The organism is Rhodococcus sp. PvR044, from assembly GCF_040548995.1.
In the GTDB taxonomy this organism is placed as follows: Bacteria; Actinomycetota; Actinomycetes; order Mycobacteriales; family Mycobacteriaceae; genus Rhodococcus_G; species Rhodococcus_G oryzae.
Map to the genome: position 1 here is coordinate 1,130,704 of NZ_JBEPSX010000001.1, position 26,873 is coordinate 1,157,576.

Below are 26,873 nucleotides of genomic sequence, written 5' to 3' on the forward strand. Positions count from 1 at the left end.
TCGGTGGCTACCAACATTCCAGCCGGAGCGTTCCCCCTCTCCGCGGCGCAACGCGCCATGTGGTTCGCCCAGCAGCTCACCCCGACGGTCCCGATCACCATCGCCCAGTACATCGAGTTGCACGGGGATCTCGATTTCGAGGTGCTGCACCAGGCGGCGAAGACGGCGGCACACGAGTTCCAGTCGCCCTATCTCCGGGTGATCGAGGTCGACGGTGAACCGTTCCAGCTCGTCGACGAATCGATCGGCCTACCGCTCGGCTTCGTGGACTTCCGGGGTGAGGACGATCCGGCCGCGGCGGCCGTGGAGTGGATGCACCGGGACTATGCGACCCCGGTGAACCTCTCGACCGACCGCCTGTTCGACATCACCGTCCTGCAGGTCGGCGACCGGGACTACCTCTGGTACAGCCGAATTCACCACGTCGCCCTCGACGGCTACGGCGGCGCGACCGTGATGAACCGGATCGCCGCGCTGTACACCGCCGCGGTGGAGGGCGGGGACGCCGGTCCGGCCAAATGCTCTCCGCTGACGGATCTGTACGAGCTCGACGTGAAGTACCGCACCTCCAGCCGGTTCGAGTCGGACCGCAAGTTCTGGGCCGATCGGATCCGTGGAATCGAGGAGGGCTCGAGCCTGGTGGCGGAGGTCGCGCCCGCCGCCGCCCGTAGCCGGCTCGCGAGCGCGCCGCTGACCGAGGACGCTGTCCTGCTGCTCGAGGACTCCGACCTCCGGCGCGGCGCGACGTCGGCGGCCGTGGTTATCGCGGGATTCGCCTGCTATCTGTCCCAGATGACCGGTACCGAGGATGTCCTGGTCAACATCCCCGTCTCGGCGCGGACCACCTCGGTTCTGCACCGATCCGGCGGGATGCTCGTCAACGTGGTGCCGCTGCGGCTGAGCGTGCGGCCGGGCGACACCGTCGCCGAGCTGGTGCAGCGGGTCAACCTCGAGTTGATGGGTGCGCTGCGGCATCAGCGCTGCAGCCTCGAGGACATCCGCAGGGACGCCGGGCGCAGCGGGGAACGCTCCCTGCACGCGCCGATGGTCAACGTGATGCTGTTCAGCCAACAGGTCACGCTCGGCTCCGTCGTCGGCGAGAACCGCATCATGACCTCGGGCCCGGTCGACGACCTGCTGGTCAACATCTATCAGAGCGGCAGCCCGCCGAGCACCGTCATCGACTTCCGGGGCAACCCGAACCTCTACGAGGACGACGACCTGCGATCGCGGCACCACGCCTTCGTCGAGATGCTGGAGGGGTTCGTCGCTGCCGATCCCGACACCAGGCTGATGGAGATCCACGCGCGCAGCTTCCGGATGGCCGGGCGCAAGCACAAAGCCGCGTCGTTGCTGGCGCACTGGTCGCGAGTCCTCTCGGGGATGCCCGAGGTGCTGACGCTGCCCGCGGATCGACCCCGCCCGATCGTGCTGTCGGACCGACGCCATCGTGTGGAGTTCGACATCGGCGCCGATCTCCAGGAGCGGTTGATCTCGCTGACCCGGGACAGGAGTTCGAGTGTGTTCTCCGCGGTGCACGCGGCGCTGGGGGTGCTGCTGAGCAGGCTCGGCGACACCGACGACGTGGCCATCGGCACCCCGGTCACGGTTCGCGCCGCGACCGTGGACGGCACCGTCGAGTCCTCCGACAACACAGTGGTCCTGCGCACGCGGGTCGACGGCGGCGACTCGTTCGGCAAACTCCTGCACGAGGCGTGCCTCGGCGAGCTCAGCGCCTTCAACCACGCCGAGCAGTCCTTCGAGCGTCTCGTCGAGACGGTGTGTCCGGTCCGCTCGACAGCCTATGCGCCCCTGGTCCAGGTGTTGCTCGAGGTACGCAATGCGCGGCGACCACACCTCGAACTGCCTGGGCTCACAGTCGAATACGCCGAGGCCGACGGCGTCGCGGGCGAGGTGGATCTGTGCCTGACCATCGCCGAGCGGCACGACGCGGACGGCGCCCTTGCCGGCATGTCGGCCGCGTTCACCTACGCCACCGACCTGTTCGATCCGGACACCGTCGAGCGTTTCGCGACCCGGTTCGTCCGGATACTCGATGCCGCGACCGCGGATCCGTCGATCGCGGTGGGCGACATCGAACTACTCGACGCCGACGAACGCGACGCCCTGGCGCCGGTGTTCGGGGGGCCGGAGGTGCCGCCGCGGACATTGCCGGAGCTGTTCGCCGACGCCGCGCACATCGACCCCGATTCGGCGGCGCTCGTGTTCCAGGACGTGAGCCTGACGTATCGCGAACTCGACGAGCGCTCGAATCGGCTCGCGCGGATGTTGATCGATCGGGGAGCGGGCCCGGAATCGATAGTGGCGCTGGGCATGGCCCGGTCCGTCGAGTCCGTGCTGTCGGTGTGGGCGGTGGCCAAGGCAGGCGCCGCCTTCGTGCCGGTCGACCCGAACTATCCGGCGGAGCGCATCGAGCACATGCTCACCGATTCCGGTGCCGCGCTCGGCCTGACCGTCGACGAACGCAGGAATCGACTTCCCGACGCGGTGCCGTGGCTGGTCCTCGACGCACCCGACCTGGAGGCGGCACTCGAGCGCTACTCCCCGGCGCAGGTCACGGACGAGGACCGCCGTGCCCCGCTGCTGCTCACGCACCCGGCCTACCTGATCTACACCTCCGGCTCGACGGGTGTGCCCAAGGGCGTGGTGCTGAGCCACCGCGGCCTCGCCAGCCTCGCCGCCGAGGAGCGTGACCGGTTCGCCGTGACCCCGGCGTCGCGAACCCTGCATTTCTCGTCGCCGAGTTTCGACGCGTCTGTCCTCGAACTGCTGATGGCCTTCGGTGCGGGCGCGACGATGGTGGTCGCCCCGCCGACCGTGTACGGCGGCGCGGAACTGGCCGAACTACTCGGGCGCCGCCGGGTCACCCATGCCTTCGTCACCCCGGCTGCGCTGGCCTCCGTGGACCCCGCCGGCCTCGATGACATCGAGTGCCTCGTCACCGGCGGCGACACCTGCCCGCCGGAACTGGTGCAGCAGTGGGCGCCCGGCCATCGGATGTTCAACGCGTACGGCCCGACCGAGACGACGATCGTCTCGTCGATCAGCCACCGGATGACCCCCGGTGAACAGGTCACCATCGGCAGGCCGCCGCTCGGGTGCGGTGAGGTGGTGCTCGACGGCAGGCTGCACCCGGTGCCCGCGGGGGTGCCCGGTGAGCTCTATGTCACCGGCACCGGTCTCGCCCGTGGCTATCACCGGCGGCCGGTCCCCACTGCGGACCGCTTCGTGGCCAGCCCGTTCGGTGGGCCCGGCACCCGGATGTACCGGACGGGAGATCTCGCGCGCTGGACGAGAACCGAGGACGGGTACGGCTACACCCTCGAGTACCTCGGACGCAGCGACTTCCAGGTGAAGATCAGGGGCTTCCGGATCGAGCTCGGCGAGATCGACGCCACCCTCACCACACACCCCGACGTCAGCTTCGCCGCCACCGTCGGCCACCCCGGCCCGTTCGGGGACACCGTGCTGGTGTCGTACGTGCACCCGACCAACGACGCCGCGATCGCCGCCGCAGAGCTGACCGCGCACCTGGCCGCCCGGCTGCCGGGGCACATGGTGCCGTCCAGCATCGTCCTGCTCGACGAGATCCCGATGACTCCCGCGGGGAAGTTCGACAGGAAGGCGCTGCCCGCACCGGACTTCGTCACCTCGACCGCCGAGTTCCGAGCACCGGAAACCCACAGCGAAGAGGCAGTCGCCGGGGTCTTCGCGACGGTCCTCAGCGTCGAGCGGATCAGCACAAGGGACAGCTTCTTCGACCTCGGCGGCAACTCGCTGATCGCGACCCGGGTCGTCGCGCGCATCAACGCCGTCCTCGACAGCGACATCGGGGTGCTGGATCTGTTCGAGGCGCCGACGGTCGAGACGCTCGCCGCGCGGATCGATTCGATCGGTCGCCGGGACTCGGACCGGCCCGTGCTGGCAGCGGGGGAGCGGCCGGACCGTATCCCGGTCTCCCTTGCGCAGCAACGGATGTGGTTCATCAACCGGTTCGACCCGTCCTCGGCGGCGTACAACATCCCGATCGCTGTGCGCCTCGCGGGCGAACTGGACCCCGACGCGTTGGCCAGGGCGCTGGCAGATGTCGTCGAACGGCACGAGTCGCTGCGCACCGTGTTCCCCGACTCTCCCGACGGCCCCTTCCAGCTGATCCGGCCCGCCGCCGAGGTGGTGCCGGATCTCACGCCCGTGCCCGTGTCCGAGAGCGGACTGCGCGACATGGTCACCGGGCTGGCGTCGACCGGCTTCGATGTCACCACCGAGTTCCCGGTGCGGACCGAGCTGCTCCGCCTCGGACCGACCGAGCACGTGTTGGTCCTGGTCGTCCACCACATCGCCGCCGACGGCTACTCCATGGCACCGCTCGCGCGGGACGTGATGGCCGCGTACAACTCCCGCAGGCTCGGCAGCGAGCCGGACTGGGCTCCGCTCGAGGTGCAGTACGCCGACTACTCCCTGTGGCAGCGCGAGCTGCTCGGTGACGAACACGACCCCGACAGCCTGATCTCTCGCCAGTTCGACTACTGGACGACCGCGCTGTCGGGCGCCCCCGACGTGCTCGAGCTGCCGACGGATCGTCCCCGCCCCCCTGAGCAGTCGTTCCGGGGCGCGATCGAGGAGTTCACGATCTCCGCCGAACTGCACAACAAGCTGATCTCGCGGGCCGGGCAGATGGATTCGAGCCTGTTCATGGTGCTGCACTCCGCCTTGGCGGTCCTGCTGGCGCGGCTGAGCGGGTCTTCCGACATCTCCATCGGGACGCCGATCGCGGGCAGGGGCGAGGCCGCGCTCGACGACCTGGTCGGCATGTTCGTCAACACCCTGGTGCTCCGCACACCCGTCGAAGCCGGGGTGACGTTCTCGGAGCTGGTCAGGCAGACCCGCACGGTGGACCTGAACGCGTTCGGCCACACCGACGTCCCGTTCGAGCGGGTCGTGGAGGTGCTCAACCCGACGCGGTCCACCGCATACTCCCCGCTGTTCCAGGTGCTGCTGGTGCTCCAGAACACCGGCCACACGCGACTCGAACTGCCCGACCTGATCGTGGACGTCGAGGCGCTGGACAACGGGACCGCCAAGTTCGACCTGCAGCTCACCCTGACCGAGACCTATGACGGCCAGGGCGCGCCGGGCCGGATCCATGCTGCGTTCTCCTATGCCACCGACCTGTTCGACGCGCCGAGCGTCCGCCGGTTCGCGCAGCGTTTCGTCCGGGTGCTCGAATCGGTCACCGAGGACGTCGCGGTGACGGTCGGTGATGTCGACCTCCTCGCCGGGAGCGAGCGCTCGCAGGTGCTGACCGACTGGAACGCCACCGAGCAGGAGTTGCCCGCGACCACCCTCGGCGACCTCTTCGACGCGCAGGTCGCGCGCACGCCCGACGCGGTCGCCGTCGTGTTCGGCGAGGACCGGCTGACCTACGCCGAGCTCGACGCTGCGGCCAATCGCCTGGCCCGTCACCTGATCTCGCTCGGGGTCGGACCGGAGTCGACCGTCGGCCTCGCCATGCGCCGCTCCCTTGAGCTCGTGGTCGGCATGTATGCGGTGGTCAAGGCGGGCGGCGCCTACGTGCCGATCGATCCGGACCATCCGGCGGACCGGACCGCATATGTGCTGGGCAGCGCCCAGCCGGTGTGCGTGCTCACCACCCACGCCGATCGCGGCGCACTCCCGGAGTCATTGCAGGCGTTGGAGATCGACGGGCTCGACCTCGGCGCGCAGGACCCGTCGCCGATCGTGGACGCCGACCGGCTCGGCTGCCTGCGCCCCGACGACGTCGCGTACGTGATCTACACCTCGGGCTCGACCGGCAGGCCGAAGGGCGTCGCGGTCACGCACGCCGGGATCGCCAACAGGTTGTCGTGGATGCAGCACCGGTACCCCCTCACCTCCGAGGACGTGGTGGTGCAGAAGACCCCGGCCACCTTCGACGTCTCGGTGTGGGAGTTCTTCTGGCCGCTGCAGACCGGTGCCCGGCTGGTGGTCGCCGCCCCGGACGGTCACCGGGATCCGGACTACCTGTCGCGGCTGATCGAGAGCGAGCGGGTCACCACGATCCACTTCGTGCCCTCGATGCTGTCGACCTTCACCGCGGGCGCGCATCCGGCCCGATGCCGGTCGCTACGCCGGGTGTTCTGCAGCGGCGAGGCGCTCGCGCCGTCGGCGGCCGAGGCGTTCCGTGAGTTCAGCGTCGCGGAACTGCACAACCTGTACGGGCCGACCGAGGCCTCGGTCGACGTGACGCACTGGGCGTGCAGCGCCGCGGACGAGGTGGTCGTGCCCATCGGCGCGCCCGTGTGGAACACCCGGGTGTACGTGCTCGACGGCCGGTTGAACCCGGTCCCGGTCGGTGTCGCGGGCGAGCTGTATCTGAGCGGTGTCCAGCTGGCACGCGGCTACGTCGGTCGCGCGGACCTCACCGCGGACCGCTTCGTGGCGGATCCCTTCGCGCCGGGTGAGCGGATGTACCGCACCGGTGACCTGGTGCGGTGGAACGAGACCGGGAACATCGAGTACATCGGCCGCACCGACTTCCAGGTCAAGCTGCGGGGACTGCGCATCGAGCTGTCCGAGATCGAGCTGGCATTGCTCGAACACCCGGCGGTGGTGCAGGCGGCGGTGACGATGCACAGCGACGCGCTCACGGGCGACTCGCTGATCGGCTACCTGGTCGTCGAGCGCGGCTTGGAGATCGACACCGACGATGTGCTCGAACGCGTTGCCTCGCGGCTGCCCGGCTACATGGTTCCCGCGCAGCTGATGGTGCTGGAGGAGTTCCCCCTCGGTTCGACCGGCAAGCTCAACCGTTCCGCGCTGCCGGAACCGGTGTTCGCGGCCAAGACCTCCGAGTTCGTGGCGCCACGGAACCCGATCGAGGAGATCATCGCGTCGATCTTCGCGGACCTGCTGGGCCTCGGCCGTATCGGCGTGTACGACAACTTCTTCGACCTCGGTGGGAACTCGCTGGTGGCAACCAGGCTGGTGGCCCGGGTGAACGCGGCGGTCGACACCCGGATCGGGGTGCGCGAGCTCTTCGACTCCCCGACGGTGGCCGCGCTCGCCGTGTGCGCCGAGACCGAGAGTTCACGGGCGGTTCCGCGCCCCGCGTTGCAGGCGGCCGCTCGTCCGCCGCGGGTGCCCGTCTCGCTCGCGCAGCGACGGATGTGGTTCATGAACCAGTTCGACACGTCCTCCGCCGCCTACAACGTGGCACTGCCGGTCCGGCTCTCCGGTGCGCTCGACGCGGATGCCATGGCCAAGGCGATCCTCGACGTCGTCGACCGGCACGAGGCACTGCGCACGATGTTCCCGCTCGTCGACGGGGAACCGATCCAGGTGATCGTCGACGCCGACGACGTGGTGGGGGACCTGTCACCGATCGCGGTGTCACCGGATGCGATGCCAGGAGAACTCGCCCGGTTCGTCGCCGCCGGCTTCGACGTGACCGCCTCGGCTCCGTTGCGGGCGGCGCTGTTCGAACTGAACGAGACCGAGCACATCCTGGTCGTCGTCGTGCACCACATCTCGGCCGACGGCTTCTCACTGGTCCCGCTCGCTCGGGATGTCATGGCGGCGTACAGCTCCCGGATGGCGGGCGAGTCCCCGCAGTGGGCACCGCTGCCGGTGCAGTATGCCGACTACGCGCTCTGGCAGCGCGAGATGCTGGGCTCCGAGGAGGACCCCGAGTCCCTGATCGCGCGGCAGCTGAACTACTGGACGCGGACGCTGTCCGGCCTGCCCGAGGTGCTGGCCTTGCCGGTCGACCGGCAACGGCCCGCGGAGCGCTCGTTGCGCGGCGACCGGGTGGAGTTCTCGATCGACGCCGATACCCATCGCAGGCTCGTCGCGACCGCGAGGGAGCGCAGCTCGAGCGTGTTCATGGCGATGCACGCCGTCCTGGCGGTGCTGCTGAGCAGGCTGGCGGACACCGACGATGTCGCGGTCGGCACGCCGATCGCCGGCCGCGGCGAGGCCGCGCTCGACGACCTCGTCGGCATGTTCGTCAACACCCTCGTCCTGCGCACCCGCGTCGATCGCTCGACCAGTTTCGCCGAGTTGCTCGATTCCGTGCGCGAGACGGATCTCGGCGCGTTCGGTCACGCCGACCTCCCGTTCGAGCGCCTGGTGGACGTCCTCGCCCCGCAACGGTCGACCGCACACTCCCCGTTGTTCCAGGTGATGCTCGAGTTCAAGAACACCGAACGGGCGCGGCTGGAGCTACCCGGGCTCGTCATCGAACCCGTTGAACTCGATTCCGTCACAGCGAACTTCGATCTGCAGCTGACCCTCGACGAGCGCTACGACAGGGACGGCGCCCCCGTGGGGGTGGCGGCCGCGTTCACCTTCGCCACCGACCTCTTCGACGCGGCGACGATCGACGGCCTCGCCGCGCGGTTCGTCCGGGTCCTCGAGGCCGCGACCGCGGATCCGTCGATCGCGGTGGGGGACATCGAGCTGCTCGATCCGAGCGAGCGCCGGTCGCTGACGCCGGTCACCGGACCCGCAGGGGCGGCGCCGTGCACCCTGCCCCACTTGCTCTCGGACGCCGCCGCGATCGATCCCGATGCCGTCGCGGTGATCTGCGAGGGCGACAGCCTGACGTACCGCGAGCTGGACGAACGCTCGAACCGGTTGGCGCGCGTGCTCATCGGCCTTGACGTCGGCCCGGAATCTATCGTGGCGCTCGGAATGGCGCGGTCGATCGAGTCGGTGCTGTCGGTGTGGGCCGTGGCGAAAGCGGGGGCCGCCTATGTGCCGGTGGATCCGAGCTATCCGGCCGAGCGCATCGAGCACATGCTGACCGATTCCGGGGCCGCGCTGGGTCTCACGGTCTCGCGGTCGCGTACGCACCTGCCGGACACGACGCAGTGGCTGGTCCTCGACGACCCGGGATTCGGCGCCGAGATCGACGGGCAGCCGGGAACGGCGGTCACCGACACCGACCGGCATGCGCCGCTGCTGCTCGGGCACCCCGCCTACCTGATCTACACCTCCGGTTCGACCGGTGTCCCCAAGGGCGTGGTGCTCACGCACCGCGGCCTCGCGAACTTCGCGGCCGACGAACGCACCAGGTTCGGCGTCGGCCCGGCCGCGCGGGCACTGCACTTCTCGTCGCCGAGCTTCGACGCGTCCGTGCTGGAATTGCTGCTGGCCTTCGGCGCGGGTGCCACGATGGTGATCGCACCGCCCACCATCTACGGCGGCGCGGAGCTGGCCGAACTGCTCGCCCGCGAGCGGGTCACCCACGCCTTCGTCACCCCCGCCGCGCTGGCGTCCGTCGACCCGGCCGGGCTCGATGCCCTCGAGTGCGTGGTGACCGGCGGCGACACCTGCCCGCCGGAACTGGTGCGCCAGTGGGCCGCTGTGACGATGTTCAACGCCTACGGTCCGACCGAGGCCACCGTCGTCGCCGCCGTCAGCGATCCGATGGTCCCTGGCACGGCGGTCGCGATCGGGCGGCCCCCGGTCGGGTGCGGCGTCGCGGTCCTCGACGAGCGCCTGCACCCGGTTCCTGTGGGTGTCGCGGGTGAGCTCTACGTCATGGGACCCGGGCTCGCCCGCGGATACCACCGCAGGGCGAGGGCGACCGCGGACCGGTTCCTGGCGAATCCCTTCGGCGACCCCGGATCCCGGATGTACCGCACCGGAGACGTGGTGCGCTGGCGACCCGACGGCCAATTGGCCTACCTGGGTCGCAGCGACTTCCAGGTGAAGGTCCGCGGGTTCCGGATCGAACTCGGCGAGGTCGAATCCGCCTTGCGGGGCTGCGTCGGGGTTGCCGACGCGGTGGCCACCGTCTCCGGCGACGGTCGCGGCGTAGGGCGACTGGTCGGTTACGTGGTGCCCGAGGAGGGCGCCGAGCTCGCTGCCACGGAGATCCTGGCCTCGGTCGGGGAGGTGCTGGCGCCGCACATGGTGCCCGCCGCGCTGGTGGTGCTGGACGAGCTTCCTCTGACGCCCGCGGGCAAGATCGATCGGAAGGCGCTGCCCGCGCCCGACTTCGGCGCCCGCACCACCGAGAGCCGGGCTCCGGTCACCGAGACCGAACGCCTGCTGGCCGAGCTGTTCGCCGAGGTGCTCGGGGTGGAGTCGATCGGTGTCGACGATTCCTTCTTCGCCCTTGGTGGCGACAGCATCATGTCGATCCAGCTGGTCTCGCGGGCCAAGACGGCCGGGATGTTCCTGTCGCCGCGGGATGTCTTCGAGCACAAGACCGTCGCCGCGCTCGCCGAGGTGGCCGTGGTCGGCGAGACCGCCGAGGTGCCCACGCTCGACGAGCTCCCCGGCGGCGGGGTGGGCGAGGTCCCGCTCACGCCGATCGTGCGTTGGCTGCTCGACCGCGGGGGTGACTTCGACCGCTACTCCCAGTCCGTGCTGCTCACACTCCCGCCCGGCATGGACCGCGACGTGCTCGAACGCGCGTTGCAGGCGGTGCTGGACCGCCACGACATGCTCCGTTCCCGACTGCACGGCGGGCCGGGAGGCTGGGGGCTCGAGGTACTGCCGACCGCATCGGTGTCGGCGGAGACGGTGCTGCGCCGGATCCCGGTCGACGCGGTCACCGGCCCGGAGTTCACGGCCGTGGTGGCCGACACACTCGCGCAGACACAGGGCCGACTCGACCCGTCCGCAGCGAACATGGTGCAGGCGGTCTGGTTCGAGACCCCCGCCGGGGTCGGACGACTGCTCGTGGTCGCGCATCACCTCGTGGTGGACGGGGTGTCCTGGCGGGTCCTGATACCCGACCTCGCGACCGCATGGGCACAGCTGGAGGCGGGCGAGCGGCCGGACCTCGCCGCCGTCGGTACCTCGATGCGTCGCTGGGCGCACGCGCTGGTCGACGCCGCGCGCGACCGTTCCGATGAGCTGGACACCTGGACCCGGATGCTCGCCGAGCCGGACCCGCTGCTCGGGTCGCGGCCGCTCGATCCGGCCGTCGACGTCAATGCCACGGTGGCCAGGGTCGAGATCGAGCTCCCGCCCGCGGTGACCGAGGCGGTGCTGACCGCGCTGCCCTCGGCGTTCCACGGCAGCGTGAACGACGGCCTGCTCACCGCACTGGCTCTGGCGTTGACCCGGTGGCGTGAGAACAGCGGCGTGCGCGCGAACGGCGCGCTCGTCACCCTCGAGGGCCACGGTCGTGAGGCGCAGGTGGTGCCGGGCGCAGACCTGACCCGCACGGTCGGCTGGTTCACCGCGGTGTTCCCGGTGCGCCTCGACCTGTCCGGCATCGACCTCGACGACGCGTTCGCAGGCGGACCGGCGGCCGGTGCGGCGATCAAGTCCGTGAAGGAGCAACTGCTGGCGATCCCGGACCACGGCATCGGGTACGGGATGCTGCGCCATCTCGACCACGGCGCCTCCTCGGTGCTCGGCGAGCTGGCCACACCCCAGATCAGCTTCAACTACCTCGGCCGGTTCGCCACGGCCACATCCGATCACGGTGACACCGGCTGGCTTCCGGTCGAGGACGCGGGGGACCTCGGCGGCGTCACGGATCCTCGGCTGCCCGTCGCGGCGGCCGTCGATGTCAACGCGGTCACCGCGACGACCGCCGCAGGCCCCCAGCTGCGGGCCACCTGGGCGTTCCCCATCGGAGTCCTCGCCGAGGACGAGGTCGAGGAGCTCGCCGAGCTGTGGGTCACGGCGCTCACGGCGCTCGCCGGGTATGCCCAATCCCCTGGAGCGGGTGGCCTGACGCCCTCGGACCTCGGATTGGTGTCGCTGGACCAGGCCGCGATCGACCGGCTCGAGATCCGGTACCCGGACCTGACCGACGTGTGGACGATGGCGCCGCTGCAGAAGGGTCTGCTGTTCCACGCGCTGCTGTCGGATCGGTCGGTGGACGCCTACCTCGTCCAGCTCGGACTGGAGCTGGACGGCGTCGTCGACGCGGAGCGGATGCGGCGTGCCGCGCAGGCACTGCTGGATCGGCACCCCAATCTGCGTGCCGCCTTCCACCAGGACGGCGACGCCGAGCCCGTGCAGCTGATCGCCGAGCACGTGGAGGTGCCGTGGGTCGAACTGGACCTGTCCGAGGAGGTTCCTGCGGTGCTCGAGGCACGGCTCGCGACGATCCTCGCGGCGGACCGCGCCACCAGCTTCGACATGGCGACGCCGCCGCTGATGCGGTTCATGCTGATCAAGACGGCACCGCACCGGCACCGGATCTATATGACCAACCATCACATCCTGCTCGACGGCTGGTCGACACCGTTGCTGCTCAAGGAGCTGCTCGTCCTCTATGCCACCGATGGCGATGCCGGCGTGCTCCCGCGGGTGGCGCCTTACCGGAACTATCTGGAATGGCTTGCGCGCCAAGATGTCGCGGAGTCGACGGACGCGTGGGTACGCGCGTTCGCGGACGTCGAGGACCCGACGCTGCTCGTCCCCGCGGAGCCGGGACGCGAGGTGAGCACCATCCCGGGGGAGGCGTACGCCTCGGTCAGCGAGGAGCAGACCGATGCGCTGCGTGAGGTGGCCCGGACGCATGGGGTCACGCTGAACACCATGGTGCAGGCGGCATGGGGGATCGTGCTCGGGATGCTGACCGGTCGGGACGACGTGGTGTTCGGGGCAACCGTCTCCGGCAGGCCGCCGCAGATCGCGGGCGTCGAGACGATGGTCGGATTGTTCATCAACACGCTGCCGGTTCGAATCACCCTGGACCCCAACGAGACTCTCGGTGAGTTGTTGAGCCGCGTCCAGACCGAACAGGCCGCCCTGCTCGACCACCACCACCTCGGCCTGCCGGTGATCGCCCAGGCTGTCGGATCCGGGCTCGGCTTCGACACCCTCACCGTGTTCGAGTCGTATCCCGTCGACCGGGCCGGGCTGTCCCAGGTCACTGACATCGCCGGGATGCGGATCGCGGATGTGATCGAAGGTGGCGACGCGACGCACTACCCGCTGACCGTCATCGCCTCCGCCGACGCGGAACTGCGGCTGCGGCTCACCTACCTGCCGGACCTGCTCGATCGAGCAGGGGTGGAATCCATCGCCGACCGGGTGGTCCGGGTACTGGCGGCGGTTGCCGCCGATCCCGGCACGGCGCTGGCCGCGCTGGACCTGCTCAGCACCGCCGAGCGTGATCGGCTCGCGCCCGTGTACGGGCCGAGGGGGCTGTCCATCCGGCTGCTGCCGCAGTTGCTCGCCGACGCGGCGGCCCGCCGGGCCGACGCGATCGCGGTGATCTGCGCCCACGACTCGGTGACCTACCATGAACTCGACGAACGCTCGAATCGGATGGCCCGCGTCCTGATCGAACGCGGAGCGTGTGCCGAGACCTATGTGGCCGTGGCGATCTCCCGATCGATCGAGTCCGTGCTCGCCGTGTGGGCGGTGGCCAAGAGCGGTGCGGCCTTCGTGCCGGTCGACCCGAACTACCCGTCGGAGCGCATCGTGCACATGCTCACCGACGCTGGCGTGACCGAGGGGCTGACGGTCACGACCGAACGCGACTCGCTGCCCGGCCGGGTTGACTGGATGGCGATCGACGATCCCGATCTCGAGCGCGACTGTGCGCGCATGTCCTCCGCCCCCGTCACCGACGCCGACCGTCGCACCGCGCTTCGCTTCGACCACCCGGCCTACCTGATCTACACCTCGGGATCGACGGGCATGCCGAAGGGCGTCGTGGTCACGCATCGGGGGCTGGACAACTTCGCCGCCGAGGAGCGGGCCCGCTGCCGAACCGAGGCGACCTCACGGGTGCTGCACTTCTCCTCGCCCAGCTTCGACGCCTCGGTCCTCGAGTACCTGCTGGTGTTCGGGCCGGGCGCGACGATGGTGATCGCGCCGCCGACCGTCTACGGCGGCGCCGAACTCGCGGAACTGCTGCGCGCCCAGCGGGTCACGCACGGCTTCCTCACCCCGTCCGCCCTTGCCTCCATCGAACCCGACGGCCTCGACGAGTTCACCTCCGTGATCGTCGGCGGCGAGGCCGTCCCGCGCGAGCTGGTCGGCGAGTGGGCGACACCTACGCGACGGCTGTTCAACGCGTACGGCCCCACCGAGGCCACCGTCGCGACGAACATGAGCGACGCGATGTCGGCGGGGGAGCCCGTCACCATCGGTGGCCCGATCCGTGGCGTCGCCGAGGTCGTCCTCGACTCCCGGCTGCAGCCGGTTCCGGTGGGTGTGCCGGGCGAGTTGTACGTCGCCGGAGCAGGTCTGGCCAGGGGCTATCACCGCCGCGGGCCGCTGACCGCCGCGCGGTTCGTCGCGAGCCCGCACGGTGAGCCCGGTTCGCGGATGTACCGAACCGGCGACCTGGCCCGGTGGACGGATGACGGCAGACTCGAGTACCTGGGGCGCGCCGACTCCCAGGTGAAGGTCCGCGGATTCCGGATCGAGCTCGGCGAGATCGACGCCGTACTCACCGATCACCCGGAGGTCGACTTCGCGACGACGGTCGGTCACACCGGTCCGTCCGGGGACACCAGGCTGGTTGCCTACGTGCTGCCCGCCCCGGACGCGGCCGCCGCGAACGGATCAGCCGCCGATCTCGCCGCCCGGCTCACCGCACATGCCGCCACCCGGCTGCCCGGACACATGGTGCCGTCCTCGATCGTGATGATCGAGGAGATCCCCCTGACCCCGGTCGGCAAACTCGATCGAAAGGCGCTGCCCGCACCGGAGTACGTGCTGTCCACCGCGGAGTTCCGGGCGCCGGCGACCCCGGCGGAGGAAGCCATCGCGGACGTGTTCGTCGCGGTCCTCGGCGCCGATCGGATCGGCGTCGACGACGACTTCTTCGATCTCGGCGGCAATTCGCTGACCGCCACCCGCGTCATCGCCCGGGTCAACGAGGCGCTCGGCTCGGACATCGGCGTGCGCGTGCTGTTCGAGGCGCCCACCGTGCACCGCCTGGCGACCGCCATCGAGCACCACACCGCCGACCGGCGGGACCGCCCCGTGCTGCGTCCGGTCCCTCGCCCCGACCGCATCCCGCTCTCGCTGGCGCAGCAGCGGATGTGGTTCATCAACCAGTTCGACACCGCCTCGTCGGCGTACAACATCCCGCTTGCCATCCGGCTCACCGGCCGCCTGGACCTGGTCGCTCTGCGCGCCGCGATCCGCGACGTGCTGACCAGGCACGAATCGCTCCGCACCGAGTTCCCGACCATCGACGGGCAGCCGGTCCAGCGGATCGTGGACGCCGCGCAGGCCGGGCCGGATCTGGTTCCTGTGGAGGTGGCCGAGGCGGACCTGGCCGACCGGATCGCGTCCTTCGTCTCGGCCGGATTCGATGTCACGCGTGAGGTCCCGTTACGCGCGGGCCTTTTCGAACTCGGCGAGAACGATCACGTCCTCACGGTCGTGGTGCACCACATCGCCGCGGACGGCTTCTCGATGGCGCCGTTGGCCCGCGACGTCATGACCGCGTACAGCTCCCGGGTGGAGGGGCGGGAGCCCGAGTGGGCCCCGCTGGCCGTGCAGTACGCCGACTTCACGCTCTGGCAGCACGAGCTGCTCGGATCGGAGGACGACCCCGACTCGGTGATCTCCCAGCAGCTGGCGTACTGGACGTCCAACCTCACCGGGCTGCCCGATCTGCTGCAGCTCCCGGCGGACCGCCCGCGCCCGCTCGCCCGGTCCTTCCGTGGCGAGGTGGTCGACTTCGAGATCGGCCCGCGCATCCACCGGGAGCTGGCGGCGATTGCCCGGCAGCACAACTCGACACTGTTCATGGTGGCGCACGCCGCCCTCGCGGTGCTGCTCGCCCGCCTGTCCGGGACCGCCGACATCGCCATCGGCACCCCCGTCGCCGGACGTGGCGAGGCGGAGCTCGACGACATGGTCGGGATGTTCGTCAACACCCTCGTCCTGCGCAGCGACGCCCCGGCCACGGCGACCTTCACCGACCTGCTGACCCAGGTCCGCGAGACCGACCTGGCGGCGTTCGGGAACGCGGACCTGCCGTTCGAGCGACTGGTCGACGTGCTGGCGCCGGAACGCTCCACCGCGCACTCTCCGCTGTTCCAGGTGCTGATCGAGTACCAGAACAACCTGTCCGCCCACCTCGAGCTGCCCGGACTCGCCGTCGACGCGGTCGACCACGACCTGGGCGTGTCGAAGTTCGACCTGCAGCTCACCCTCGGCGAACGACACGACGACCACGGCGAGCCCGCGGGCATGAGCGCCGGGTTCACCTTCGCCACCGACCTTTTCGACCGGGAAACCGCCGCGACCTTCGCCGAACGGTACCTACGCATCCTCGAAGCGGTCACGGCCGACCCGGACCGCACCATCGGCGACATCGACATCGTGGACCCCGCCGAGCGGGACCGGATGCTCGCAGGCGAGGAGGGCGTCGCCGTCCCCTCTGTCACGCTCGCGGACCTGTTCGCGCGCAGCGCCGCGGAGCATCCAGGAGCCGTCGCGGTCACCTACGAGAACACCTCCCTGACCTACGCGGAGCTCGACGACCGCGCCAACCGCCTGGCGCGGCACCTGATCTCGCTCGGGGTGGGACCGGAGGACCTGGTGGCCGTGGCGATGCCGCGCTCCGCCGAGCTGGTCGTCGCGCTCCTCGCGGTGATCAAGGCGGGCGGTGGCTACCTGCCGGTGGACGTGACCTATCCAGCGGAACGGCTGGCGTTCATGCTCGAGGACTCGCGGCCCGTGTGCGTCCTGACCACGGTGGAGGACGCCGAGTCGGTACCCGGGTCGGCGATCCCGACCGTCCGGCTCGACGCGCCGGAGATCGTCAGCCGGCTCGACGCCCTGCCCTCCGCGCCGATCACCGACGCGGATCGCCGCGAGGTGCTGGAACCGGCGTCGTTGGCGTACGTGATCTACACCTCGGGGTCGACCGGGCGACCGAAGGGCGTGGTCGTCTCGCATCGGAACGTGGCGACGCTGATGGCCAACACCGAGGGCATGTTCGGATTCGACCACACGGACGTGTGGACGATGTTCCACTCCTACGCCTTCGATTTCTCGGTGTGGGAGCTGTGGGGCCCGCTCGTGTACGGCGGCACGCTGGTGGTCGTCGACTACTTCACCGCCCGCGCGCCGGAGATGTTCCTGGAGCTGTTGCGGCGAGAGCGGGTGACGGTGCTCAATCAGACGCCGACCGCGTTCTACCAGCTGGCCGAGGCCGACCGGGTGGCGGCGGAGCGCGGCGACCCGGCCGGGCTCAGCCTGCGGTACGTGATCTTCGGCGGCGAGGCGCTCGACCTCGGTCAGCTCGGCCGTTGGTACGCCAGGCACAGCGACCGGGCCCCCGCGCTTGTCAACATGTACGGCATCACCGAGACCACGGTGCACGTCAGCCACATTCCCCTGGACCGGGAGTTCGCGGCCCAGGCGTCCGCGTCCGTCATCGGCCGGGGTCTGCCCGGGCTCCGGGTGTACGTGCTCGACGAGCGACTGCACCCGGTTCCTCCCGGCGTCTCGGGCGAGATGTACGTTTCGGGTGCCCAGGCCGCCCGCGGCTACCTCGGCCGGACCGGGCTCAGCTCCGGCCGTTTCGTGGCCGACCCGTTCCGCGGCGACGGCGCGCGGATGTACCGATCCGGGGACGTGGCCAGGTGGAACACCGATGGCGAGCTGGAATACCTGGGCCGCAGCGACTTCCAGGTGAAGATCCGCGGGTTCCGGATCGAGCTCGGCGAGATCGAATCTGCGCTGCTGCGCTGCCCTGGCGTCGCGCAGACCGTGGTGCTGGCCCGCGACGACGGCAGCGGTGGAGTCCGCCTCGTCGGGTACCTCGTGCCGGAGGCGGGCACGGTTCTCGACGTCGGCGCCGTCTCCGATTTCGCGGCGGAGGTGCTCGCCGCGCACATGGTGCCCGCCGCGCTGGTGGTCCTCGACGAGTTGCCGTTGACCGCGAACGGCAAGCTGGACCGGAAGGCGCTGCCCGCGCCGGACTTCGGGGCACGGGTGACGGCGAGCCGGGCACCGGTCAGCGAGGCGGAACGGGTGCTGGCCGAGCTGTTCGCGGAGGCGCTCGGGCTCGAGTCGGTCGGTGTCGAGGACTCGTTCTTCGCGCTCGGCGGCGACAGCATCATGTCGATCCAGCTGGTGGCCAGGGCGAAGTCCGCAGGGGTCGTCATCACGCCCCGAGATGTCTTCGAGCGCAAGACGGTCGCCGCGCTCGCCGAGGTGGCCCGCGTCGCGGAGGCCGCCGGGGCCGAGGTGCTGGAGGAACTCCCCGACGGCGGCGTCGGAACGGTTCCGCTCACACCGATCGTGCGCTGGATGCTCGAACGCGGCGGTGAGTTCCACCGCTACGCGCAGGCGGCGGTGCTGGCCCTGCCACCCGACATCGACGAGGTCTCGTTGCGGCGCACCGTGCAGGCCGTCGTAGACCACCACGACGCGCTGCGCGCGCGGTTGCGGTCGGATCGGGGCGACTGGTTCCTTGAGGTGCAGCCCATCGGCTCGGAGCACGGGGACCGGATGCTCCGCCGGGTCGCCGTGCCGTCGGTGGTGGGAGAGGAGTTCACCGCGATCGCCGCCGCCGAACTGGACGCGGCGGCCGACCGGCTGGACCCCGCGGCCGGGATCATGCTGCAGGCAGTCTGGTTCGACCCGCCCGAGGGGCAGGGCCGGCTGCTGGTGCTCGCGCACCACGTCGCGATCGACGGGGTGTCCTGGCGCATCCTGGTACCGGATCTGGCCGCCGCTTGGGCGCAGATCGCCTCCGGCGCCGAGCCCGTGCTCGCGCCGGTCGGGACATCCCTGCGCCGGTGGGCCCACGGACTGACCGAGGTGGTGCACCGCGAGGAGCGCATCGCGGAGCTGGACCTGTGGCGGGAGATGCTGGCGGCCGAGGACCCGGTGCTCGGCAGCAGGCCGCGGGACCGCGCCCTCGATCTCAACGCGACGGTGCAGAAAGTTCAGGTCTCGGTGCCGACCGACGTGACCGACGCGGTCCTGACCTCGTTGCCGCAGGCGTTCCACGGCAGCGTCAACGACGCCCTGCTCGCCGCGCTGGCGATGGCGATCACCCGGTGGCGGCGCGAGCGGGGAGTGTGGGCCGACAGTGCGCTGGTCAACCTCGAGGGTCACGGTCGCGAGGAGCAGGTCGTTCCCGGCGCCGACCTCGCCAGGACCCTCGGTTGGTTCACCACGATATTCCCTGTCCGCCTGAATCTCTCGGGCATCGACCTCGACGACGCCTTCGCGGGCGGGCCCGCAGCGGGCGCAGCCGTGAAGGCGGTCAAGGAGCAGCTGCTGGCGATCCCGGATCACGGCATCGGTTTCGGCATGCTGCGGTATCTCGACGACGCGTCGGCGGCCGTGCTCCGCGAGTTGCCGGTGCCACAGGTCAGCTTCAACTACCTGGGCCGGTTCGCGACGGCCACGGCGGGCGGTTCCGGTGAGGCGGCATGGCTGCCGGTCGACTACGCGGGGCTCGGCGACCCCCACAACCCGGAGATGCCGGTCGCGGCGGTACTGGACATCAACGCCATGACCAGGACCACCGAGAACGGCCCGCAGCTGCGGGCGACGTGGTCGTTCCCCGGCGGCGTGCTCACCGTGGCCGAGGTGGAGGATGTCGCGGAGCTGTGGATCCGCGCGCTCCGAGCCCTGGCGAGACACGCCGCGGGCCCCCGCGCGGGCGGGCTGACCCCCTCGGACCTGGACCTCGTGGATCTCGACCAGTCCGCGATCGATCGCCTCGAGAGCCGGTACCCCGACCTGGCCGATGTCTGGTCGATGTCGCCGCTCCAATCCGGAATGCTGTTCCACGCCTTGCTGTCCGACGACAGCGTCGACTCCTATCTGGTCCAGCTCGGGCTGGAACTGCGCGGTGCCGTCGACCCACAGCGGATGCGACGGGCCGGGCAGGCGCTGCTGGACCGGCACGCGAACCTGCGGGCGGCCTTCGTCCAGGACGAGGAGGGCCGATCGGTACAGGTCATCCAGGACCGGGTGACACTGCCGTGGACCGAGGTCGACCTCTCGGCCCTGGATCCGGTGGTGCGTGAGGCAGAGCTGACGGCACGACTCGCCGCGGACCGGGTCACCAGCTTCGACATGGCACGGGCGCCACTGCTGCGGTTCACGATGATCAGGACGGCGCCGGAGCACTACCGCCTGGTGATGACCAACCACCATGTACTGCTCGACGGCTGGTCCACCCCGCTGCTGCTGCGCGAACTACTGGTCCTCTACGCGACGGACGGCGACCAGGAGGTCCTGCCGCGTGTCCGCTCGTACCGCGACTACCTGGAATGGCTGTCGGAGCGCGATGCCGCCGAGTCCACCGCGGCATGGACGACCGCCCTGACGGGGGTCACCGATCCGACCCTGATCGTCCCCGCCGATCCGGGCCGGGAGGTGTCCACGGTCTCGAACGAGGTGGAGCTCTCGCTCACCGAGCAGCAGACCGATCGTCTGCGGTCGGTGGCCCGCGAGCGCGGATTGACCCTCAACACCGTCGTGCAGGCCGTGTGGGCCATCGTGCTCGGCACCATGACCGGCCGCGACGATATCGTCTTCGGCGCAACGGTGTCCGGCCGCCCGCCGCAGATCTCCGGGATCGAATCGATGATCGGACTGTTCATCAACACGATCCCGGTGCGGGTCCGGCTGCTGCCGAGGGAGACCCTCGGCGAACTGCTGGACCGGGTCCAGACCGAACAGGCCGCCGTGCTCGATCACCACTACATGGGCCTGCCCGAGATCAAGCGTGCGGTCGGGGAGGGGCTCGGTTTCGACACGCTCGCCGTGTTCGAGTCTTACCCCGTGGACCGCTCGGGACTGTCCGAGGAGACGGACATCGCGGGCATGCGGGTGGTCGACGTGGAGGGATCCGACTCCGCGCATTACCCGCTGTGCCTCGTCGCGTCCGTGGACTCGCGCATGCACCTCAAGCTCGAGTACCTCCCAGATCTGTTCGACCGCGACAGCGTCGAGTCAATCGCGCGGCGGGTGGTGCGCGTGCTCGACCTCCTGGACCTCGACCAGCCGGTGGCCCGGATACAGGTGCTCGACGAGCGCGAGCGCCGCGAGTTGGCGCCGGTGCGTGGGCACCCCGGCGGGTCGATCCGCACGCTGCCGCAGATCTTCTCGGACGCCGCGGCGAGGGACCCCGAGGCGATCGCACTGAGCTTCCAGGGCCGGGACGTCAGCTACCGCGAACTCGACGAGCGCTCGAACCGGATCGCCCGCCTGCTGATCGCACGGGGCGCCGGGCCGGAGACCTTTGTCGCGCTGGGCATCCCACGATCGGTGGAATCGGTACTCGGGGTCTGGGCGGTCGCCAAGACCGGGGCCGCCTTCGTGCCGGTCGACCCGAACTACCCGGCCGAGCGGATCGAGCACATGCTCACCGACGCAGGCGCCACCCTCGGTCTGACGACGGCGGCCGAGCGGGATCGACTCCCCGCAGCTGCGCACTGGATCGCGCTCGACGACCCCGCGTTCGAGTCGGACTGTGCCGAAACCTCCTGCACGGACCTGACCGACGCGGACCGGACGTCGCCGATCACCCTGGACTGCGCCGCGTACATCGTCTACACCTCGGGGTCGACCGGCGTGCCGAAGGGCGTCGTCGTCACCCACCGCGGGCTCGACAACTTCGCGGCCATGCAGACCGAGCGGTTCCACGCTACGCCCGCGTCGCGGACCCTGCACTTCTCCTCGCCGAGTTTCGACGGGTCGATCTATGAATACCTGCAGGCCTGCGGAGCGGGCGCGACCATGGTGGTGGTTCCCCCGACTGTCTACGGCGGCATCGAGCTGACCCGGCTGCTGGCGGCGGAACGGGTCACGCACGGGTTCATCACCACCGCGGCGTTCTCCACCATGGATCCCGCCGGGCTCGACGACTTCCAGTTCGTGGTCTTCGGCGGCGAGGCCTGCCCGCCGGACCTGGTGGCCAGGTGGGCGCCGGGGCGCCGGCTGTTCAACGCCTACGGCCCGACCGAGACCACCGTCATGTCGAACATCAGCGTGGCGATGACCCCGGGGGAGCCGATCACCATCGGCGGGCCGCTCCGCGGCGTCGCGGAGCTGGTACTGGACTCCAGGCTTCAACCGGTGCCGGTCGGCGTCGCGGGCGAGCTGTACCTCGCCGGTGTCGGGCTGGCGCGCGGCTACCACCGGCGGGCGGCGCTGACCGCGGGCCGCTTCGTGGCCAACCCGTTCGAGCCGGGCGCCCGGATGTACCGGACCGGGGACATCGTCCGGTGGACGAGGGACACCGAGAGTGGCGACCTGGCGATCGAGTACGTGGGCCGCAGCGACTTCCAGGTCAAGGTCCGCGGGTTCCGCGTCGAGCTCGGCGAGATCGACACGGCGCTCACCGATCATCCCGACGTCGCCTTCGCCGCGACTCTCGGGCACACCGGACGATCGGGCGACACCGTGCTGGTCTCGTACGTGCTGCCCGCCGGTGGCGCGCCGGTGGCGACCCGCGAACTCACCGAGCACCTCGCGAGTCGGCTGCCCGCGCACATGGTGCCATCGGCGATCACCGTGCTCGACGAGATCCCGTTGAACCCGGTCGGCAAGCTCGACCGAAAGGCATTGCCGGAACCCGACTTCGTCTTCGCCACCACCGAGTTCCGCGCCCCGACGACGCCGATCGAGGAGACCGTCGCGGACGTCTTCACCGCCGTCATCGGATGCGATCGCGCGGGCCTCGACGACAACTTCTTCGATCTGGGTGGCAACTCGCTGACCGCCACCCGGGTGATGGCCCGCCTGAACGCGGCGCTGCAGACCGAGATCGGCGTGCGCGCGCTGTTCGAGGCCCCCACGGTGTGGGAGCTGGCCAACCGTGTCGAGCGACACGCGGGGGTCGGCACCGCCAGGCCCGCGTTGTCCGCGGGCCCGCGCCCCGCGGACATCCCGCTCTCCCTTGCCCAGCAGCGGATGTGGTTCATCAACCAGTTCGACCCGTCCTCGGCCGCGTACAACATCCCGCTCGCGGTCCGCCTCTCCGGCGATCTCGACCTGCCTGCGCTGCAGACCGCGCTCGCCGATGTCGTGGCCCGGCACGAGTCGTTGCGGACCACCTTCCCGGAGTCGACCGAGGGGCCACGCCAGGTGATCCACCCGGCGACCGGCATCGTGCCCGATCTGACCCCCATCGATCTCGGCGACGAGACCGATCTGCCGGATCGCCTCGGCCGGTTCATGGCGACGGGATTCGATGTGACCACCGCCATCCCGCACCGCATCGCCCTGTTCCGGCTGGCGCCCGACGAGCACGTGCTGGCGATCGTGGTCCACCACATCTGCGCCGACGGGTTCTCGATGGCGCCGCTGGCACGCGACGTCATGACCGCCTACACCTGTCGGATCGACGGCCGCGCGCCGGACTGGGCGCCACTGGAGATCCAGTACGCCGACTACGCGCTCTGGCAGCACGAACTGCTCGGCTCCGCGGACGATCCGGGCAGCCTGGCGTCGCGCCAGCTCGACTTCTGGACCGAGACGCTTGCGGGTCTGCCCGACGTGTTGCAGCTGCCGGCCGATCGGCCCCGACCCGTTCAGCAGTCCTTCCACGGCGATCGTGTCGACTTCACCGTCGAACCCGACCTGCACCGCCGGCTGGTCGCGCTGGCGCGGGAGAACAACACGAGCGTGTTCATGGTCGTCCATGCCGCGCTCGCCGTGCTGCTCAGCAGGCTCGGCGGCACCGAGGACGTCGCGATCGGCACGCCGGTCGCGGGCCGGGGGGAGGAGGAACTCGACGACCTCGTCGGAATGTTCGTCAACACGCTGGTGCTCCGCAGCCGCGTGGACGGGGCCGCGTCGTTCACCGAACTGCTCGCCCGTGCGCGCGAGATCGATCTGGCGGCGTTCGGCAATGCCGACGTCCCGTTCGAGCGGATCGTCGAGGCGCTCAACCCGATCCGATCCACCTCCTATTCGCCGATCTTCCAGGTGTCGCTGGAGTTCCAGAACAACCTCCGTCCCCGCCTGGAACTGCCAGGACTGACCGTGTCCGGCGTCGAACTCGAGGTGAACGTGGCGAAGGAGGACCTGGAACTGCTGCTGTCCGAGGAGCTCGGCACCGACGGCACCCCCGCGGGGATGGCGGCCGGCTTCGACTTCGCGACCGATCTGTTCGACCCCGGCACGGTGCGCGGCTTCGCGGATCGGTTCCTGCGCATCCTCGAGTCCGTCACCGCGGATCCGGCTCGGCCGGTCGGTGACATCGAGATACTCGCCGGCAGCGAACGGGCAGACCTGGCACCCGCGATGGGACTGCCGGGCGAGCCGCCGCGGACCTGGCCGGAGTTGCTCGCTGACGCGGTCGCGGCCCGGCCCGACTCGGTGGCGCTGACCTACAGGGGATCCTCGATCACCTACCGCGAGCTGGACGAGCGCTCGAACCGGTTGGCGCGCGCCCTGGTCGACCGGGGTGTCGGACCCGAGTCGGTGGTGGCGCTCGGGCTGCCGAGATCCGTCGAATCGGTGCTCTCGGTGTGGGCCGTGACCAAGGCGGGCGCCGCCTTCGTGCCGGTGGACCCGAACCATCCCGCGATGCGCATCGGCCACATGCTGACCGATTCCGGGGCGCTGCTGGGGCTGACTGCGAGCGGCAGCAGGGCGAACCTGCCGGACCTCGTGCCGTGGCTGGCGCTCGATGCTGCCGAGGTGCAGGCCTGGGTTCATGGCTACTCGGCCACGCCGCTGACCGACCACGACCGGATCTCCCCGCTGCGGCACGTGCACCCCGCCTACCTGATCTACACCTCCGGCTCGACCGGCGTGCCCAAGGGCGTCGTGGTCACCCACGGCGGGCTGGCGAACCTCGCGAGACAGGAGCGCGAGCTCTTCGAGGTGACGCACGAGTCGCGGGTCTCGCACCTGGCGTCGCCCAGTTTCGATGCGTCGGTGTACGAGTTGTTGATGGCGTTCGGGGCGGCCGCGTGCCTGGTGATCGTCCCGCCCACCGTCTTCGGCGGCGCCGAGCTCGCCGACCTGCTGCGCCAGGAGGGCGTCACCCACGCCCTGGTCACCCCGACGGCGCTCTCGTCGATCGACCACCGCGGACTCGAGGACGTGGAGGTCCTCGTCGTAGCGGGGGAGGCGTGCCCGCCGGAACTCGTCGCGCGCTGGGCGCCGGGACGCCGGATGTACAACGGGTACGGCCCCACCGAGACGACGGTTCAGGCAGCGGTCGGCGGGCCGATGATCTCCGGGAAGCCGGTGGACATCGGTGGGCCCGCAATCGGTTTCGGTGTGGCGGTGCTCGATTCCCGCCTGCGGCCCGTACCGATGGGGGTGTCCGGCGAGCTGTACGTGTTCGGTCCCGCCCTCGCTCGCGGCTACAACGGCAAGGGCGGGCTGACGGCCCAGCGATTCGTGGCCAATCCGTTCCGCGGGGCGAGCGAAGCGACGGGGAATGTCTCAGCGAATGGGTCGAGGATGTACCGGACCGGGGACCTCGTGCGATGGCTGCCCGACCACACCCTCGACTACCTCGGCCGCAGCGACTTCCAGGTCAAGGTGCGCGGGTTCCGGATCGAGCTGGGCGAGATCGACGCCGTGCTGATGGGTCACCAGGGGGTCAGCTTCGCGACCACGATCGGGCACGCCGGACCCACCGGCGACACAGTGTTGGTGTCGTACGTGCTCCCGCACGAGGGCGTCACCCTCGAGCCGGGGGAGGTCAAGGCCCACGCCGCGGCGTTCCTCCCCGGGTACATGGTTCCCTCGTCGATCCGCGTGCTGAGCGAGGTCCCGTTGACACCGGTCGGAAAGCTCGACCGAAATGCGTTGCCCGCGCCCGAATTCGGGGCGCGGGCGGAGGGGTTCCGGGCGCCGGGCAGTCCGCTCGAGGAGGCCGTCGTCGGCGCCTTCGAGGCGATCCTCGGCCTCGAGCGGGTGGGCGTCGACGACAGCTTCTTCGACCTCGGCGGGAACTCGCTGGTCGCCACCCGGGTGATGGCGGAACTGCACGAGCGGCTAGGCAGGCCGATCCCGCTGCAACTGATGTTCTTCGATCCGACACCCGCGGGTCTCGCCCGGCGCATCGCGGACCTGGACGGTGAGGTCACAGGGGTCGGCGCGTCGGGCCTCGAAGAGGCGCTGTCGGTGGTGATCTCCCTGCGCGCGACCGGTAGCAAGGCGCCGGTGTTCTGTGTGCACCCCGGGATCGGTCTGTCCTGGGGCTACGCCGGCCTGGCCGCGCAGCTCACCGCGGATCGGCCCGTCTACGGACTGCAGCTGCCGACCATCAGCGAGGGCGTGCACTTCGATTCGGTGGAGCAGCTCGCGCACCGCTACGTCGAGGAATTGCGCTCGATCCAGCCGCAGGGCCCGTACCACCTGCTGGGCTGGTCACTGGGCGGGTGTGTGGCGCACGCGATGGCGGTCGAACTGCGCGGGGCAGGCAACGAGGTGGCGACCCTGGCCCTCCTGGACAGTTACGCGGTGACCGGGGAGCCCGTCCAGCCGCGGCTGACTGCCGAGGAACTGCTCGCCGGCCTCGGCCTCGAGGCCGAGGACACGGGCAACGGCGGCCTGACCTACGAGCGCGCCGCCGAGCTTCTGAACGATTCGCTGGGCCAGGACATGGGACTGACCGCGGCGCACCTCGAGCGGATCGCCGACGGCTTCGCCGATTCCGCCGAGAACATGTCCCGGTTCAGCCCGGCGCTCTTCGACGGTGACCTGCTGTTCTTCTCCGCGGTGAGGTCGGAGAGCGGGCACTCCGCCCAGGAATGGCGGCAGGCGATCACCGGCGAGCTCCTGGAGATCGAGGTGGACTGCGAACACAACCAGATGATCGAGCCAGAGGCGGTCGCGGTGATCGGTCCGGTGCTGGCGGAGCACCTCGATGCCCCGGGCGGGCGCGGGATGGCCACGGAAAGCTGGATCGCCGCGGAGGGGGACTAGAGCATCCGGTTTCCAGGTAATTGGTTGTGCAT

General features: G+C 70.3%; 1 protein-coding gene. It reads left to right on the forward strand.

Going from position 1 to position 26,873, the window contains the following annotated elements; translation table 11 throughout:
* The first annotated feature begins 3 nt into the window (after positions 1-3).
* The gene (locus tag ABIC28_RS05190; protein ID WP_354577816.1) at positions 4-26,841 is read left to right on the forward strand and encodes a non-ribosomal peptide synthase/polyketide synthase; all 26,838 of its coding nucleotides are present in this window, start codon (positions 4-6) and stop codon (positions 26,839-26,841) included.
* The last annotated feature ends 32 nt before the right edge of the window (positions 26,842-26,873 follow it).